The organism is Pseudomonas sp. AP3_22 TE3818, assembly GCF_053628995.1.
Genome location: NZ_JBRJHL010000001.1, coordinates 1,862,082 through 1,877,458, shown reverse-complemented (window position 1 = coordinate 1,877,458; position 15,377 = coordinate 1,862,082). Strand labels below are relative to the sequence as shown.

At 60.1% G+C, this 15,377-nt stretch carries 14 protein-coding genes; 6 read left to right on the top strand and 8 right to left on the bottom strand.

Features of this window, described 5'->3' with window-relative positions:
- The first annotated feature begins 56 nt into the window (after positions 1-56).
- On the top strand, positions 57-2,378 hold the full coding sequence (locus AB7M25_RS08770) for a response regulator (protein WP_454237165.1): 2,322 nt from the start codon (positions 57-59) through the stop codon (positions 2,376-2,378).
- Here AB7M25_RS08770 and AB7M25_RS08765 read toward each other — a convergent pair.
- The 3 genes from AB7M25_RS08765 to msrB all read right to left on the bottom strand — a co-directional run bounded on the left by AB7M25_RS08765 (position 2,362) and on the right by msrB (position 3,888).
- A complete protein-coding gene (locus AB7M25_RS08765; RefSeq protein WP_429389202.1) occupies positions 2,362-2,823 on the bottom strand; it encodes a MarR family winged helix-turn-helix transcriptional regulator in 462 nt (153 codons plus the stop codon). The two genes, AB7M25_RS08770 and AB7M25_RS08765, sit on opposite strands and share 17 nt — an antisense overlap.
- Positions 2,820-3,305: a glutathione peroxidase gene (locus tag AB7M25_RS08760; RefSeq protein WP_008002671.1), complete on the bottom strand. Its 486-nt coding sequence runs from the start codon at positions 3,303-3,305 to the stop codon at positions 2,820-2,822. The genes AB7M25_RS08765 and AB7M25_RS08760 overlap by 4 nt, the downstream gene beginning before the upstream one ends.
- A 187-nt stretch (positions 3,306-3,492) precedes the next feature.
- On the bottom strand, positions 3,493-3,888 hold the full coding sequence (gene msrB, locus AB7M25_RS08755) for a peptide-methionine (R)-S-oxide reductase MsrB (protein WP_218479702.1): 396 nt from the start codon (positions 3,886-3,888) through the stop codon (positions 3,493-3,495).
- 226 nt (positions 3,889-4,114) lie between these two features.
- On the opposite strand from msrB, the gene AB7M25_RS08750 reads away from it, so the two are divergent.
- Together AB7M25_RS08750 and htpX are read left to right on the top strand one after the other, a co-directional pair.
- Complete coding sequence (locus AB7M25_RS08750; protein ID WP_007973513.1) at positions 4,115-5,326, top strand: pyridoxal phosphate-dependent aminotransferase; 1,212 nt, start codon at positions 4,115-4,117, stop codon at positions 5,324-5,326.
- Between the two features lie 318 nt (positions 5,327-5,644).
- Entirely contained in the window at positions 5,645-6,535 is an 891-nt protein-coding gene (gene htpX / locus AB7M25_RS08745) for a protease HtpX (protein ID WP_007973520.1), read from the top strand.
- Positions 6,536-6,719: 184 nt separating this feature from the next.
- On the opposite strand, the gene AB7M25_RS08740 is transcribed toward htpX, so the two are convergent.
- A complete protein-coding gene (locus AB7M25_RS08740) occupies positions 6,720-7,376 on the bottom strand; it encodes a thiopurine S-methyltransferase (protein WP_429516706.1) in 657 nt (218 codons plus the stop codon).
- Between the two features lie 102 nt (positions 7,377-7,478).
- On the opposite strand from AB7M25_RS08740, the gene AB7M25_RS08735 reads away from it, so the two are divergent.
- The gene (locus tag AB7M25_RS08735) at positions 7,479-8,246 is read left to right on the top strand and encodes a DODA-type extradiol aromatic ring-opening family dioxygenase (RefSeq protein ID WP_429561651.1); all 768 of its coding nucleotides are present in this window, start codon (positions 7,479-7,481) and stop codon (positions 8,244-8,246) included.
- Positions 8,247-8,443: 197 nt separating this feature from the next.
- On the opposite strand, the gene AB7M25_RS08730 is transcribed toward AB7M25_RS08735, so the two are convergent.
- Entirely contained in the window at positions 8,444-10,117 is a 1,674-nt protein-coding gene (locus tag AB7M25_RS08730; protein WP_007973525.1) for a DEAD/DEAH box helicase, read from the bottom strand.
- 424 nt (positions 10,118-10,541) lie between these two features.
- Between AB7M25_RS08730 and AB7M25_RS08725 the strand changes: the two genes are divergently transcribed.
- Complete coding sequence (locus AB7M25_RS08725; protein WP_429389209.1) at positions 10,542-11,333, top strand: crotonase/enoyl-CoA hydratase family protein; 792 nt, start codon at positions 10,542-10,544, stop codon at positions 11,331-11,333.
- A gap of 124 nt (positions 11,334-11,457) precedes the next feature.
- Here the strand turns inward: AB7M25_RS08725 and AB7M25_RS08720 are convergent, their stop codons facing one another.
- Positions 11,458-12,213: a spermidine synthase gene (locus AB7M25_RS08720; RefSeq protein WP_429389211.1), complete on the bottom strand. Its 756-nt coding sequence runs from the start codon at positions 12,211-12,213 to the stop codon at positions 11,458-11,460.
- Positions 12,214-12,363: 150 nt separating this feature from the next.
- Between AB7M25_RS08720 and AB7M25_RS08715 the strand changes: the two genes are divergently transcribed.
- Positions 12,364-13,710, top strand: a complete 1,347-nt coding sequence (locus tag AB7M25_RS08715; RefSeq protein WP_429389213.1) for a class II 3-deoxy-7-phosphoheptulonate synthase — start codon at positions 12,364-12,366, stop codon at positions 13,708-13,710.
- Between the two features lie 86 nt (positions 13,711-13,796).
- Here AB7M25_RS08715 and AB7M25_RS08710 read toward each other — a convergent pair whose 3' ends face one another.
- Both AB7M25_RS08710 and AB7M25_RS08705 read right to left on the bottom strand, forming a co-directional pair.
- Positions 13,797-15,026: a winged helix-turn-helix domain-containing protein gene (locus AB7M25_RS08710; RefSeq protein WP_454237164.1), complete on the bottom strand. Its 1,230-nt coding sequence runs from the start codon at positions 15,024-15,026 to the stop codon at positions 13,797-13,799.
- A gap of 80 nt (positions 15,027-15,106) precedes the next feature.
- Positions 15,107-15,322: a DUF1127 domain-containing protein gene (locus tag AB7M25_RS08705; RefSeq protein WP_007973532.1), complete on the bottom strand. Its 216-nt coding sequence runs from the start codon at positions 15,320-15,322 to the stop codon at positions 15,107-15,109.
- Positions 15,323-15,377 lie beyond the last annotated feature (55 nt).

The following is a 15,377-nucleotide window of genomic DNA, read 5'->3' as shown; positions in this document are numbered from 1 at the left end:
AGGCATGATCGACTATGCTTGAGCAGCGAAAGGAAACGGAAGTGGTTCACCCTCCCATGGACATCAAATTCACCAACCGGCTGTCATTCAAGCAAGCCCGGCTTACCGTGCTGGTCGGTTTCATTCTGGGCACGCTGCTCAGCCTGCTGCAAATAGGCATCGATTATGCCAGTGAAGACGCCTCCATCAATCGTGAAATCCTTTCATTACTGGAAATCAGCCACAACCCGGCTTCGCGAATCGCCTACAACATCGACGCCGAACTCGCCAAGGAACTGACCCAGGGCCTGCTGCGCTCGCCGGCGATCATCGGCGCGAAACTGACCGACAACAACGGCACCGTGCTGGCCAACGCCAAGCGACCCGAGGTGCAAAACGGCTACCGGATGCTCAGTGACTTCCTGTTCGGTGCCAGCCGACAGTTCGAAGACCGGCTTTACCTGGATCATTTACCCAACGAATCCCTGGGTACGCTGCGGCTGAAGGTCGATACCTACGCCTTCGGCAACCGGTTCCTGCGCCGGGCCGAAGTGACCCTGATCAATGGCTTCGCCCGCAGCCTGCTGCTGTCCGGCATCCTGCTGGCGCTGTTCTATGTGATGCTGACCAAACCCCTGGTGCGGGTGATCCGAGAGCTCAGCGGTCGCGACCCGGGCAACACCGAACCGACGTCGCTGGAGTGTCCCGCGGGGCACGCCAACGATGAGATCGGTGTACTGGTCAAGGTTGCCAACCAGCAATTCAAAAACATCGCCACCGAAATCCAGCAGCGGCGCAACGCGGAAAACCGCCTGACCGAATATCTTGGCCAACTGGAAAACATCGTCTCGGCCCGCACCGCCGAACTCAAGGCAATCAACGCCCGGCTGAGCCAATCCAACGAGGAACTGGAAGCCGCGCGCAGTACCGCCCTCGACATGGCCGAAGCCCGCTCGGTGTTCCTGGCCAACATGAGCCATGAAATCCGCACGCCCCTCAATGGCTTGCTCGGGATGATCGCGCTGTCCCTCGACGGACCGCTGAATGCCGAACAACAGCAACAGCTGTCGATCGCCCATGACTCGGGCAAGGTACTGGTGGAACTGCTCAACGATATCCTCGATTTGTCGAAGTTCGATGCCGGTCAACTTGAACTCGAACACATCCCCTTCGACCTCGGTTCGCTGATCGAGGACACCGCCAACCTGTTGTCGCAGAACGCCGCCCCCAGCGTCGAACTGACCTGCCTGATCGATCCGCATTTCCCGGCACTGGTGCTCGGCGATCCGACCCGGGTGCGGCAGATCGTCAGCAACCTGCTGTCCAACGCCCTCAAGTTCACCCGTTTCGGGCGTGTCGACGTACGCCTGTCGACGTTCGGGGACGGCGTCAGAATCGAAGTGTGCGACACCGGCATCGGCATCCCTCAGGAAGCCCAGGCCAGGATCTTCCAGCCTTTCACCCAGGCCGGTGCCGGTATTACCCGCCAATTTGGCGGCACCGGGCTGGGCCTGGCGCTGACCTACAACCTTTGCGAAGCCATGCAAGGGCGCCTGACGATCAGCTCCGAAGCGGGTTTTGGCAGTCAGTTCTGCGCCGATCTGCCATTACCCAGCCATACCCGCGCAATGCCTGCTGTTGCGCTCAATGGCAAAGTCGTCGCCATCACGGCCGCCAGCAGCGGGCTGGGCGAACTGCTGAACAGCCTGTTGCCTGGCTGGGGGCTGGACTATGAACGGCGCTCCATGGATGACTCACTGCTTGGCCTGGCAGCCGACGTGCTCATCACCGACTGCCCCGAATGCCTGTTCAATTTGCGCCCCGCCCTCAGCGCGCCGATCCTGCTGATCACCGCGTATGGCAATTTCATGCCCGGCGAAGAGGTAAACGCCCTCGCCCCCTTGCAACAACAGGCACGCCCCCTGGCGCGCAATACGCTGTATCAGAGCTTGCGACGGATCCTGCAACCGGAAATCCACCCGATCAACGATGTCCGGCACGAAACGCAATGCCCGCTACGCCGCGGGCGCGTGCTGCTGGTGGAAGATAATCCGGTGAACCAACTGGTGGCCAAGGGCATGCTCGGCAAACTCGGCTGCGAGGTCACCACCGCGGCCCATGGTGGCGAGGCCCTGGATCAACTCGAACAACGGGAGTTCGACCTGGTGCTGATGGACTGCAACATGCCGGTGATGGATGGCTATGAAGCCAGCCGGCAGATCCGCCGCAGCGGACGCTGGCCCCAACTGCCCATCGTCGCCCTGACGGCCAACGCCATGTCGGAGGAGCGCGAACGCTGTCGTGCCGCGGGCATGAGCGACTACCTGGCCAAACCCTTCCGGCGCGAAGAACTGGCCGCCCTGCTGGACTTGTGGATCCCCGCTACGACAGCGTCCTGATCTGTCCCAACAGGTGGTCGAGACCATCGCGCAAGTCGTTGAGACGATTCAGGTCGACCCCACTGTCGCACAACAACCGCGCCTTGAGTGGCCCGACCTGATCGCGCAAGGCCGTTCCGGCTGGCGACAGGCTCAGGTGCACTTCTCGCTCATCGCGCGCCGAACGCTGACGCTGCACCAGTTGCAGTTGTTCGAGGCGCTTGAGCAAGGGGGTCAACGTGCCGGAATCCAGGGCCAGACGCTCACCCAGTGCCTTCACGGTCGGTTGCTCGGGGGCTGCTTCCTGCCACTCCCACAGCACCAGCATCGCCAGGTACTGAGGGTAAGTCAGGCCCAACTGATCGAGCATTGGCTTGTAGGCGCGAATGACCGCACGGGAAGCTGCGTACAGCTTGAAACACAGCTGGCTGTCGAGCTTCAGGGAATCGACGGACAAGGTGTTCATTTGAGCAGGGCTTCGATCTCGCGGGTCAGGTCCTGCGGCTTGGTCGCCGGGGCGAAGCGCTTGACCAGTTGCCCGTCCTTGCCGATCAGGAACTTGGTGAAGTTCCACTTGATGCCCTGGGAACCCAGCACACCCGGAGCGCGCTTTTTCAACTGCACGAACAAGGGATGGGCGCCGGCGCCGTTGACTTCGATCTTTTTGAACAGCGGGAAGCTGACACCGAAGTTCAGCTCGCAGAATTCGGAGATCGCCCCTTCATTGCCCGGCTCTTGCTTGCCGAACTGATTGCAGGGAAAACCGAGCACCACCAGGCCCTGGTCCTTGTAGGTCTGCCACAACTCCTCCAGGCCTTTGTACTGCGGGGTGAAACCGCACTTGCTGGCCGTATTGACCACCAGCACGGCCTTGCCGGCGAAATCCGCCAGGGTCTTTTGCTCTCCCTTGATGGTGGTGCATGGGATGCTCAGCAGGTTGTCGCTCATGTTTGAGGTTCCGAGTGAATGCCAGAGACAACAAAATAGCGAGCAATTGAATTGTGTGCAATTTAAATAATTGATTTCCTCCATACAGATTTTCTGTAGGAGTTGGCTTGCCAGCGATGAGGCCCTCGAAATTTACATTGCACTTGAGGACGCTATCGCTGGCAAGCCAGCTCCTACAGGGCTCGCATTACTCGCGTGGAACGAGGTCCAGGCACACCGAGTTGATGCAATAACGCAGGCCCGTCGGCGGCGGACCATCAGGGAAAACATGCCCCAGGTGCGCGTCGCATTTGGCGCAGACCACTTCGGTGCGGATCATGCCGTGGCTGACATCACGGATCTCGGTCATGGCGCTGTCGCCGATCGGCGCGTAGAAACTCGGCCAGCCGCAGCCGGAATCGAATTTGGTCCTGGAGTCGAACAGCGGTTCGCTACAGCAGATGCAGTGGTAGACACCGTCGGTTTTGGTGGCGTTGTATTTACCGGAAAACGGACGTTCGGTGCCTTTGAGGCGGCACACGTTGTACTGCTCTGGATCGAGCATCGCCTTCCATTCTTCCAGGGTTTTTTCCAACTTTTCCATCATCACACCTCAGCGGCTGAAAAAGCCCGATCTGTACCTTTTCCACGGATCGGGCGGCACGTATGATTGCGCCTCGTCAAACGCCAGTCTGGCAGCCAGACCACGCGCATTCAAACGGAAATATGGGTGCTGCATCTCAAGGCGCCGGGCCTGTGTGAATACGCAGGATTCCCAGCACGGCTGTCCAAACGCCGTCTGGATCGTTCATTTTCGGGAACACATCGCCATGCAGGTCAGCAAATCGAACAAGCTCGCCAACGTCTGCTACGACATTCGCGGCCCGGTGCTCAAGCACGCCAAGCGCCTGGAAGAGGAAGGCCATCGCATCCTCAAGCTGAACATCGGCAACCCGGCACCTTTTGGTTTCGAAGCGCCGGATGAAATCCTCCAGGACGTGATCCGCAACCTGCCGACCGCCCAGGGCTATAGCGACTCCAAGGGCCTGTTCAGTGCGCGCAAGGCTGTGATGCAGTATTACCAGCAAAAGCAGGTAGAAGGCGTCGGCATTGAAGACATCTACCTGGGCAATGGTGTTTCCGAACTGATCGTGATGTCGATGCAGGCCCTGCTCAACAATGGCGACGAAGTGCTGGTGCCTGCGCCTGACTACCCGCTATGGACCGCCGCCGTGAGCCTGTCCGGCGGCAATCCGGTGCATTACCTGTGCGACGAGCAAGCCAACTGGTGGCCGGACCTGGCCGACATCAAGGCCAAGATCACCCCGAACACCAAGGCCCTGGTGATCATCAACCCGAACAACCCGACTGGCGCTGTGTATTCGAAGGAAGTGCTGCTGGGCATGCTGGAACTGGCCCGCCAGCACAACCTGGTGGTGTTCTCCGACGAGATCTACGACAAGATCCTCTACGACGATGCCGTGCACATTTGCACCGCCTCCCTGGCGCCGGACCTGCTGTGCCTGACCTTCAACGGTCTGTCCAAGTCCTATCGCGTGGCCGGTTTCCGCTCCGGCTGGATCGCCATTTCCGGTCCGAAACACCACGCCCAGAGCTACATCGAAGGCATCGACATGCTGGCGAACATGCGCCTGTGCGCCAACGTGCCGAGCCAGCATGCGATCCAGACCGCCCTGGGTGGCTACCAGAGCATCAATGACCTGGTGCTGCCGCAAGGTCGCTTGCTCGAACAGCGTAACCGCACCTGGGAATTGCTCAATGACATTCCGGGCGTGAGCTGCGTCAAGCCGATGGGCGCGCTGTACGCATTCCCGCGCATCGACCCGAAAGTCTGCCCGATCCACAACGACGAGAAATTCGTCCTCGACCTGCTGCTCTCCGAAAAGCTGCTGGTGGTTCAAGGCACCGCATTCAACTGGCCATGGCCAGACCACTTCCGCGTCGTGACCCTGCCACGTGTCGATGACCTGGAGATGGCCATCGGACGCATCGGCGGCTTCCTCAAGTCCTACCGCCAGTAAGCGAGCCATTACCGTGCGATACGCCTGCGCGTCGCACGGTGATTTTCATCCGGCAACATTTGTTTGCATTGCGTCACTGGCAGTCGTCTTGCCCGCTGCCGGACAACGCCGTGCCTGCTCGCGCCTAACAAAGGCGGGGCCTTCGACATGAATTGACTGACAAACACTTCCTGCATTCGCGTCGGAAATGCCCTGCAAGCAGCTAAACTATTGCCGTAGGACACAGTTTGAAATAGTCACCCGGTTGAATACCCCGGTGCAGCACCTTATATACCCCGCAGTACGCTACATCTTTAGCATGAGGAGATTTCTACAACCATGATGCGCATCCTGCTGTTCTTGGCCACTAACCTGGCGGTCGTGCTGATTGCCAGCATCACCCTGAGCCTTTTCGGCTTCAACGGGTTCATGGCGGCCAACGGGGTTGACCTCAACCTCAATCAGCTGCTGATTTTCTGTGCGGTCTTTGGTTTCGCCGGTTCACTGTTCTCGCTGTTCATCTCCAAATGGATGGCGAAGATGAGCACCAGCACCCAAATCATCACCCAGCCACGCACCCGTCACGAGCAATGGCTGCTGCAAACCGTCGAGCAACTGTCCCGCGAAGCCGGGATCAAGATGCCCGAAGTCGGCATATTCCCTGCCTACGAGGCGAACGCCTTCGCCACCGGCTGGAACAAGAACGACGCACTGGTCGCCGTGAGCCAGGGCTTGCTCGAGCGCTTTTCGCCCGATGAAGTGAAAGCCGTCCTGGCCCACGAAATCGGCCACGTGGCCAATGGCGACATGGTTACCCTGGCGCTGATCCAGGGCGTGGTGAACACCTTCGTGATGTTCTTCGCCCGGATCATCGGCAATTTCGTCGACAAGGTGATCTTCAAGAACGAAGAAGGCCAAGGTATTGCCTACTACGTGGCGACCATCTTCGCCGAACTGGTTCTGGGCATCCTGGCCAGCGCCATCGTCATGTGGTTCTCGCGCAAGCGCGAATTCCGTGCCGACGAAGCCGGTGCAAACCTGGCCGGCACTGCCGCGATGATTGGCGCCCTGCAACGCCTGCGGGCGGAACAAGGCCTGCCGGTGCACATGCCCGATACCCTGAACGCCTTCGGCATCAATGGTGGCATCAAGCAAGGGTTCGCTCGCATGTTCATGAGCCATCCGCCACTGGAAGAACGCATCGACGCCCTGGCTCGTCGCCGCGGCTAAGAGGTTCCACCGCAAATTAAAAGGCCCGCAGCGATGCGGGCCTTTTTTGTCTGCTTGAATACTTCGGTGTGTTTCAGGCCTCTTCGCGGGCAAGCCCGCTCCCACAGGGGATCGCGGTCAAATGTGGGAGCGGCGGTGCGGCGATCCGACTTGCTCGCGAAGGGGCCAGTGCAGCTAACCGTTCCTACCGACTGGAAACCCGATACACCCGCTCCTCAAGTCGCGTCACACCCGCCTCCAGGAACTTCCCGCTCTCACTCAGTACGTCCTGATCCTCCAGCACCTTCAGCGACCATGACCCGCCCAACAATCGCTGCACCTCATCATCGAGCACGGCAAACGGCGGTCCGTCCATCTGTACCTGGTCATAGTCCAACGTGATCAATAATCCGCGACACTCTTTCGGCAGAATCCGATTCAGGTGCGCGGCATATTGCTCACGCATCTTCGGCGGCAACGCAATCAACGCGGCGCGATCATAGAGCGCTGAGCAATCAGCCGTGTCACCGGCCGTCAGCTCAAAGAAATTTCCACACCACAGCTCGATGGAACCTGCCCGATAGACCTTGAAAGGCCCCTGCTCACTGACGGCCGGATCAAAGCCATGCTCGCTGAAAAACTCCTCGATGGCTTTTTCCGACAGCTCGATTCCCAGGACCTCATGGCCCTGATGGGCGAGCCAAAGCAAATCCAGGCTTTTTCCACATAACGGCACCAACACGCGTGCCCCCTCTTCAAGGCTTAACGCTGGCCAGAACCGTTTCAGATAAGGGTTCACCTGCGGCAGGTGAAAGCCGATCTGATTCGCCGCCCATTTCTTGTGCCAAAACTCCGGCTGCATAAATAACCCCGAAAATTCGATCAAAACACCCTAAAACTTATATTAGATTTAGATTAATGATCTGACTGAAGATGTTGCATCTTAACTCTCAGGAGCTCATTCATGTTCCCCAGCCTGTACATATCCCACGGCTCCCCGATGCTCGCCCTGGAGCCCGGCGCCAGCGGGCCGGCACTCGCCCGCCTGGCTGCCGAGATACCCAGACCCAAGGCCATCGTGATTGTTTCTGCGCACTGGGAAAGCAATGAGCTGTTGGTCAGCGGTAACCCACAACCGGAAACCTGGCATGACTTCGGCGGCTTCCCCAAGGCCCTTTTCGAGGTCGAGTACCCGGCACCCGGCGATCCACGACTCGCCGCAGAGGTTGCCGAGTTATTGAAAACCGCTGGCTTGCTTGCGCGTATCGACAGCAATCGGCCTTTCGACCATGGCGTCTGGGTGCCTTTATCGCTGATGTACCCGCAAGCAGACATCCCGATTGTTCAGGTTTCGCTGCCCACCCGTGGCGGCCCCGCTCTGCAGACCCGCGTTGGCCACGCGCTGGCCAGCCTGCGCGAGCACGGCGTGCTGCTGATCGGCTCCGGCAGCATCACTCACAACCTGCGGGAACTGGACTGGCATGCCGGCCCCGAGAGCGTTGAGCCTTGGGCCCAGGCGTTCCGCGACTGGATGATCGAGAAACTCGCAGCGAACGACGAAGCCGCGCTGCACGACTATCGCGCACAGGCGCCAAACGCTGTACGCAATCATCCGAGTGATGAGCACTTGTTGCCGTTGTACTTTGCCCGCGCTGCCGGGGGGCAGTTCAGCGTTGCTCACCAAGGGTTCACCATGGGTGCGCTGGGCATGGACATTTACCGCTTCGGCTGACAGACAGACCGCGTCGCGGCCTTCGCGAGCAAGCCCGCTCCCACATTGGTTCTGTGTCGTTCACAAATCAAGTGTGGGAGCGGGCTTGCTCGCGAATGGGCCACCGCCGCTCACCAGCCAAGTCTTGACGACAGGCAAAAAAAATCCCCGAACCAGTCGGGGATTTTTCATCTTCGATCAATCAGCCCGAAAGCGGATCAATCTTCGCGGTAGCGACGCAGCTTCAACTGCTTACCAGCAACGCGAGTGTCCTTCAGCTTGGTCAGCAACTTCTCCAGACCATCTTCCGGCAGCTCGACAAGGCTGAAGCTGTCACGCACCTGGATGCGACCGATCGCTTCACGCGCCAGACCACCTTCGTTGAGGATGGCGCCCAGCAGGTTCTTGGCAGCGATACCGTCACGCGCGCCCAGCGCGGTACGGCAACGTGCACGGCCTTCGCCCAGTGGCATCGGAGCACGACGCTCGCGGTCGCCACGCTCAGGACGATCACCGGAACGCTCTGGACGATCGCCACGCGGTGCATTGTTCGGCACCAGTGGACGCTCTTTCTCGATAGCGGCCAGGTTCAGCGCTTGACCGTTGGTTGCCTTGCGCAGCAGGGCTGCGGCCAGGGCACGCGGGCTGCAACCGATGTCGGCGGTCAGGCGATCAAGCAGATCACCGTGGGTCGATTCGGCCTCGGCCACCAGCGGCGACAGGCTGTTGGTCAGTTTCTTGATGCGCGCATCCAGAACGGCTTGAGCGTCCGGCAGGCGAACTTCAGCAACCTTCTGACCGGTTACACGCTCGATCACTTGCAGCATGCGGCGCTCACGCGGAGTCACCAGCAACAGTGCACGGCCTTCGCGACCGGCACGGCCGGTACGGCCGATACGGTGAACGTAGGACTCCGGATCGTACGGCATGTCAACGTTGAACACGTGAGTGATGCGCGGAACGTCCAGGCCACGAGCGGCAACGTCGGTCGCCACAACGATGTCCAGGCGGCCATCCTTGAGGGAGTCGATCACGCGCTCACGCTGGTTCTGGGCGATGTCACCGTTCAGCGCAGCGGCTTTGTAGCCTTTGGCTTCCAGGGCACTGGCCAGGTCCAGGGTCGCTTGCTTGGTGCGCACGAACATGATCAGGGCGTCGAAATCTTCCACTTCCAGCAAGCTGAGAACGGCCGAAGTCTTCTGGTCAGCGTGAACCAGCAGGTGAGCCTGCTCGATCGCGGTAACGGTCTGGGTCTTGCTCTGAATCTTGACGTGCTTCGGATCGCGCAGGTGGCGTTCGGCGATGGCACGGATCGACTGAGGCAGGGTGGCCGAGAACAGTACGGTCTGACGGGTTTCCGGCATGGCCTTGAAGATGACTTCCAGGTCGTCCATGAAGCCCAGCTTGAGCATTTCGTCGGCTTCGTCGAGAACCAGGTGGTTCACGGTCGCCAGTACTTTTTCGTCGCGACGCAGGTGGTCGCACAGACGGCCCGGAGTGGCGACAACGATTTGTGCGCCATTACGGATTGCTTTCAGTTGTGGGCCCATCGGCGCGCCGCCGTAGACAGCCACAACAGTCACGCCCGGCATTTGCTTGGCGTAGGTTTCGAAAGCGGTTGCAACTTGTAGCGCCAACTCACGAGTTGGGGCCAGGATCAGAGCTTGCGGCTCGCGCTTGGACGGATCAATGCGGTGCAGAATTGGCAGGGCAAAGGCAGCGGTTTTACCGGTACCGGTTTGCGCCTGACCAATCATATCGTGACCGGCGAGAATGATCGGGATCGACTGCTGCTGAATGGCCGAAGGCTCTTCATAGCCGGTAGCGACTACTGCAGCGACAATATTTGGATGAAGTTCAAGAGCGGCGAAGCCGCCGATTTCCTGGGTCATGGGTCTGCCTCTAAGTGCATCCGCAAAGACCCATGCTCCAAAGCTGCACATGCCGTGTTGAGACTCAAGAGTCGCCCTGGCAGCTTTGTCGGCGGGGATTTGCGAAAACGAATGAATGAAAAGAATCGTCAAGGAAGAGTCCGCTGGGCGGACGTGCAGCCGAAGCTGGCTTCGGGGAATTGCGCTACCTAAACGCGGCCCGGTTAAAGGCCGGCGCGCACTATACCGGAATTCGTTAAAAAAGGGAGCTTTTTTTATCGGAAATCCACCGGATACACCGTTGTGTCACAGGCTTTGCGAATAATCGGTCAGCCGTCTATTTTTCAAAGGCCCGGCCTTTCGGGTGATGGCGCTAAAACGGTTCACCCTTTACCGTGCAGACCGCAGGTCCCCGCACGCCTTTCCCACCCCCGAGGACCGCTCCATGAATCAGCCCAGCTCCAGTCGAGTCAGCCGCGAACGGCGCGGCCATGTGTTCATGATCGGTCTGGATCGGGTGGCCAAGCGCAACGCCTTCGATCTTGATCTGCTCAACGCGCTGAGCCTGGCCTATGGCGAATTCGAGGCCGACAGCGAAGCGCGCGTGGCGGTGGTGTTCGCTCATGGCGAGCACTTTACCGCCGGGCTCGATCTGGTGAATGCCAGCGTCACACTGACAGATGGCTGGCAGGTTCCACCCGGCGGCTGTGATCCGTGGGCGGTGTTTGCCGGCCCCAGGGTCAGCAAACCGGTGATTGTCGCCGCCCAGGGTTATTGCCTGACCATCGGCATCGAGCTGATGCTCGCCGCCGACATCAACCTGTGCGCCAGCAACACCCGGTTCGCGCAGATGGAAGTGCAACGCGGGATCTTCCCGTTCGGCGGTGCAACCCTGCGCCTGCATCAAGTCTCAGGTTGGGGTAACGCCATGCGCTGGTTGCTGACCGGTGATGAATTCGACGCCCATGACGCCTTGCACCTGGGATTGGTGCAGGAAGTCATGGCCAGCGAGGATTTGCTGCCCCGGGCAATTGAACTGGCCGAGCGAATCGCTCGCCAGGCACCGCTTGGCGTTCAAGCGACACTGATGTCTGCGCGACAGGCCCGCTATGAAGGGGAAACCGCAGCGGCACAGGCGTTGTCCGCACTGGTGAAAAAGTTGATGGCGAGTGAGGACGTCAAGGAAGGCGTGCGGTCGATGGTGGAGCGGCGGCCTGGGGTCTTCAAAGGGCTTTGATTTTTACATTGGCTTTGATGGCCCTTTCGCGGGCAAGCCCGCTCCCACAGAGTCCGGCGAGCTCCAAAGATCCACTGTGGGAGCGGGCTTGCCCGCGAAGGGGCCCGTCCAGACAATTAATTAATCAGGTCGCCGGGCGAATCGCCTTGATCAACGACTGCAACGAATACCCCAGGCGCGGCGCCAGCGTTTCGGCACGGGCGATCAAGCCGTCCATGTCCAGTTCCTGATCCAGCTCCGACGGCACGATCAGAATCACGTTGCCCTCCTTCACCGGCAGCTCCCAATAATGTCGGTGATACAAACCGCGCAACAAGGCGGCGCCCAGGGGTTTGCCATCGTCGGTCGCCCACTGATTGATCACCAGCCAGCCACCCGGATTCAATCGCTTCTGGCAGTTTTCCAGAAAGCTCCAGGCCAGGTGCCCGACACCCGGGCCGACATCGGTATAAAGGTCGACGAAAATCAGGTCCGCCGATTCGGCGGTATCCAGCAACTCCAGCGCATCGCCAACGCGGATGTACAGGCGTGGATCGTCATCCAGCCCCAGATATTCAATGGCCAGGCGCGGCACGTCCGGGCGCAGCTCGATGGCCTCGACATCTTCCAGCGGCAGGAACTTGAGGCAGGCCTGGGTCAGCGTACCGGCGCCGAGACCGAGAAACAGTGCGCTTTCCGGTTGTTCATGGCACAGCGCGCCGATCAGCATCGCCCGGGTATAGTCGTACTCGAGCCAGCTCGGATCGGCGGTGAACACGCAGCTTTGCTCGATGGCATCACCGAACTCGAGAAAACGGTAATCGGCCACTTCCAGCACACGAATCACACCGAACTCGTCCTGTACCTCGGCGAGCAGATGCTCGACGCGTTCCTCAGTCATTTCATCTCCTGACCGTCACCGGGGCCGGCAACGCAATAACACCGCGTGTAGAGAGCGGCAAAGGCGAGATTGTCAGCGATGCGACGGGAACAGGTCACGCACTAATTTGCTGATAACATGGGCGTCCGAGCGAAAAAACTAGAGACCGTGATGAGCCAACCCTGGAGCCCTGACAGCTGGCGCGCCCTGCCGATCCAGCAACAACCCCGATACCCCGACGCCGCGCATTTGCAGCAGGTCGAGCAGACCCTGGCCAGCTATCCGCCGCTGGTGTTTGCCGGTGAAGCCCGTGAGTTGCGCCGTCAGTTTGCCGAAGTGACCCAGGGCCGCGCGTTTCTGTTACAGGGTGGCGACTGCGCCGAAAGCTTCGCCGAATTCTCCGCGGCGAAAATCCGCGACACCTTCAAGGTGTTGCTGCAGATGGCCATCGTGATGACTTTTGCCGCCGGCTGTCCGGTGGTCAAGGTCGGGCGCATGGCCGGGCAGTTCGCCAAGCCGCGTTCGGCCAACGACGAAACCATCGATGGCGTGACGCTGCCCGCCTACCGTGGCGACATCGTCAATGGCATCGGTTTCGACGAAAAAAGCCGCGTACCCGACCCCGAGCGCCTGTTGCAGTCCTATCACCAGTCCACCGCCACCCTGAACCTGCTGCGCGCGTTCGCCCAGGGCGGGTTTGCCGATCTGCATCAGGTGCACAAGTGGAACCTGGACTTCATCGCCAACTCGGCGCTGGCGGAAAAATACAGCCACCTGGCCGATCGCATCGATGAAACCCTGGCGTTCATGCGCGCCTGTGGCATGGACAGTTCGCCGCAGCTGCGCGAGACCAGTTTCTTCACCGCCCACGAAGCGCTGCTGCTGAACTACGAAGAAGCTTTCGTGCGTCGCGACAGCCTGACCAACGATTACTACGATTGCTCGGCGCACATGCTGTGGATCGGCGACCGCACCCGCCAACTCGACGGCGCCCACGTCGAATTCCTGCGCGGGGTGAACAACCCGATCGGGGTCAAGGTCGGCCCGAGCATGAACCCCGACGACCTGATTCGCCTGATCGACGTGCTCAACCCGAACAACGATCCGGGCCGCTTGAACCTGATCGCACGGATGGGCGCGAACAAGGTCGGCGATCACTTGCCGCAACTGATCCGTGCCGTCCAGCGTGAAGGCAAGCAGGTGCTGTGGAGTTCCGACCCAATGCACGGCAACACCATCAAGGCCAGCAGCGGCTACAAGACCCGCGACTTCGCGCAGATCCTTGGCGAGGTGAAGCAGTTCTTCCAGGTGCACGAAGCCGAAGGCAGTTATGCCGGCGGTATCCATATCGAAATGACCGGGCAGAACGTTACCGAGTGCATCGGCGGTGCGCGGCCCATTACCGAGGACGGTTTGTCGGATCGCTACCACACCCATTGCGACCCGCGGATGAATGCCGATCAGTCGCTGGAACTGGCGTTTTTGATTGCTGAAACGCTGAAGCAGGTTCGGCGGTAAATAGCATTGCCCCATCGCTGGCAAGCCAGCTCCTACAAAAGCAGTTTTATCCCTGTAGGAGCTGGCTTGCCAGCGATGGCGTCGGCTCAATCACAACCGATCTGTGCAAATGCCACCCGCAACCTTGCCGCACTCGCCCGCGGGCAATTCAACTGAACCTGCGCCAGCCCCAGCCAACCCGCCATCTGCCGAAGATTGGCCGCCAGCGCCAACATCCCCTCGTCATCCAGCCCCGTTTCTTCTTCATACACCGCATGCACAGCCAAACGACCCGCCGCCCGCTCGGCACGCAGATCGACCCGTGCGGCAATCCGTTCGTTGTGCAGAAACGGCAGTACGTAATAGCCGTAAACGCGCTTGTCCTGCGGCGTGTAGATTTCCAGCCGATAACGGAAATCAAACAGCCGCTCCGTACGGCTGCGCTCCCAGATCAGCGAATCGAATGGCGAGAGCAAGGCACTGGCCGCAACTTTGCGCGGTACCTTCGGCTCGGGCAGACAATAGGCCGGTTGTCGCCAGCCCTGGACTTCGCAGGTCAGCAACTCACCGGCCTCGACCAACTCGGCCAAACGTGGACGACTGTCCGCAGGGCTCAGGCGGAAGTAGTCACGCAAGTCCTTCTCCGTACCGACACCCAAGGCCGTTGCCGCATGCCGTAACAGGCCGCGCTGGGCGTCAGCTTCATCCAGGACGGGCTGCGCAAGCACCGCCGAGGGAATCACCCGCTCGGGCAAATCGTAGAGCCTTTCAAACCCGCGCCGTCCGGCAACGGTCACTTCACCGGCAGCGAACAACCATTCCAGCGCATGCTTTTCCGCACTCCAGTCCCACCAGGGCCCGGCACGCTCCTGACGGGTCGACAGGCTTCCGGCACCCAGCGCGCCCTGCTGCTCGACCGAAGCCAGCACGCGACGAATCGTGTCTTGCTGTTCACGCCCAAAACGCGCCAGTTGCTGATAGATGTCTTCGCCACGGCTCGCTCGCTGCATGCGCCAACGCATCAGCGGGTACAGGGAAAGAGGCAACAACGAGGCTTCATGGCCCCAATACTCAAAGAGTGTTCGACGCCGGCCCTGGCTCCAGGCAGCCTGGTCGAGCAAGTCCGAGGAATAATGGCCGAGGCGGGAAAACAGCGGAAGGTAGTGCGAACGCACCACTGCATTGACCGAATCGATCTGCAAAATGCCCAGCCGTTCGATCAGTCGGTTGAGCGCAACTGCCTTGATCGCCGCTGGCGACTGCCGCCCGTTGAACCCTTGGGCGGCCAGCGCCAGACGCCGAGCCTGTTTGAGGGTAAAGGACAATGTTGCGGGCATGGGCATCTCCTTGTCTGCTCGCAACCTACCTCACCGGTAAGGGGTTTGTGTAGCGTGGGATTCATCATTTATTGATCGGATCATTTATGCATCGGGTCGCTCCAGAACGGTTTGATTGACTCGTTCTCCACATCCGCACGACTCATGCCGATGTCCTTGAGTGCTTCGTCGCTCAAGCTCGCCAGCAGTTCGCGCTCGCGATGCAGTTCGTACCAGCGGCCGACCTTGTGCAGCAGATCGGATATCAGGTGAATCGAGTGTTTTTCCGCACCGTGGAACTCATGTTGACCTTTCATCTTGTTGCCCTCCGTTTGGATGGCTCCAGTCTCGCGCCGGGTCTAAGATCAATCC

Bases quoted from the DNA above. Each gene is read 5' to 3' on its own strand.
- AB7M25_RS08770 (WP_454237165.1), top strand. From the start codon at position 57: ATGGACATCAAATTCACCAACCGGCTGTCATTCAAGCAAGCCCGGCTT.
- htpX (WP_007973520.1), top strand. From the start codon at position 5,645: ATGATGCGCATCCTGCTGTTCTTGGCCACTAACCTGGCGGTCGTGCTG.
- AB7M25_RS08750 (WP_007973513.1), top strand. From the start codon at position 4,115: ATGCAGGTCAGCAAATCGAACAAGCTCGCCAACGTCTGCTACGACATT.
- AB7M25_RS08740 (WP_429516706.1), bottom strand. From the start codon at position 7,376: ATGCAGCCGGAGTTTTGGCACAAGAAATGGGCGGCGAATCAGATCGGC.
- AB7M25_RS08725 (WP_429389209.1), top strand. From the start codon at position 10,542: ATGAATCAGCCCAGCTCCAGTCGAGTCAGCCGCGAACGGCGCGGCCAT.
- AB7M25_RS08715 (WP_429389213.1), top strand. From the start codon at position 12,364: ATGAGCCAACCCTGGAGCCCTGACAGCTGGCGCGCCCTGCCGATCCAG.
- AB7M25_RS08720 (WP_429389211.1), bottom strand. From the start codon at position 12,213: ATGACTGAGGAACGCGTCGAGCATCTGCTCGCCGAGGTACAGGACGAG.
- AB7M25_RS08765 (WP_429389202.1), bottom strand. From the start codon at position 2,823: ATGAACACCTTGTCCGTCGATTCCCTGAAGCTCGACAGCCAGCTGTGT.
- AB7M25_RS08710 (WP_454237164.1), bottom strand. From the start codon at position 15,026: ATGCCCGCAACATTGTCCTTTACCCTCAAACAGGCTCGGCGTCTGGCG.
- msrB (WP_218479702.1), bottom strand. From the start codon at position 3,888: ATGGAAAAGTTGGAAAAAACCCTGGAAGAATGGAAGGCGATGCTCGAT.
- AB7M25_RS08705 (WP_007973532.1), bottom strand. From the start codon at position 15,322: ATGAAAGGTCAACATGAGTTCCACGGTGCGGAAAAACACTCGATTCAC.
- AB7M25_RS08735 (WP_429561651.1), top strand. From the start codon at position 7,479: ATGTTCCCCAGCCTGTACATATCCCACGGCTCCCCGATGCTCGCCCTG.
- AB7M25_RS08760 (WP_008002671.1), bottom strand. From the start codon at position 3,305: ATGAGCGACAACCTGCTGAGCATCCCATGCACCACCATCAAGGGAGAG.
- AB7M25_RS08730 (WP_007973525.1), bottom strand. From the start codon at position 10,117: ATGACCCAGGAAATCGGCGGCTTCGCCGCTCTTGAACTTCATCCAAAT.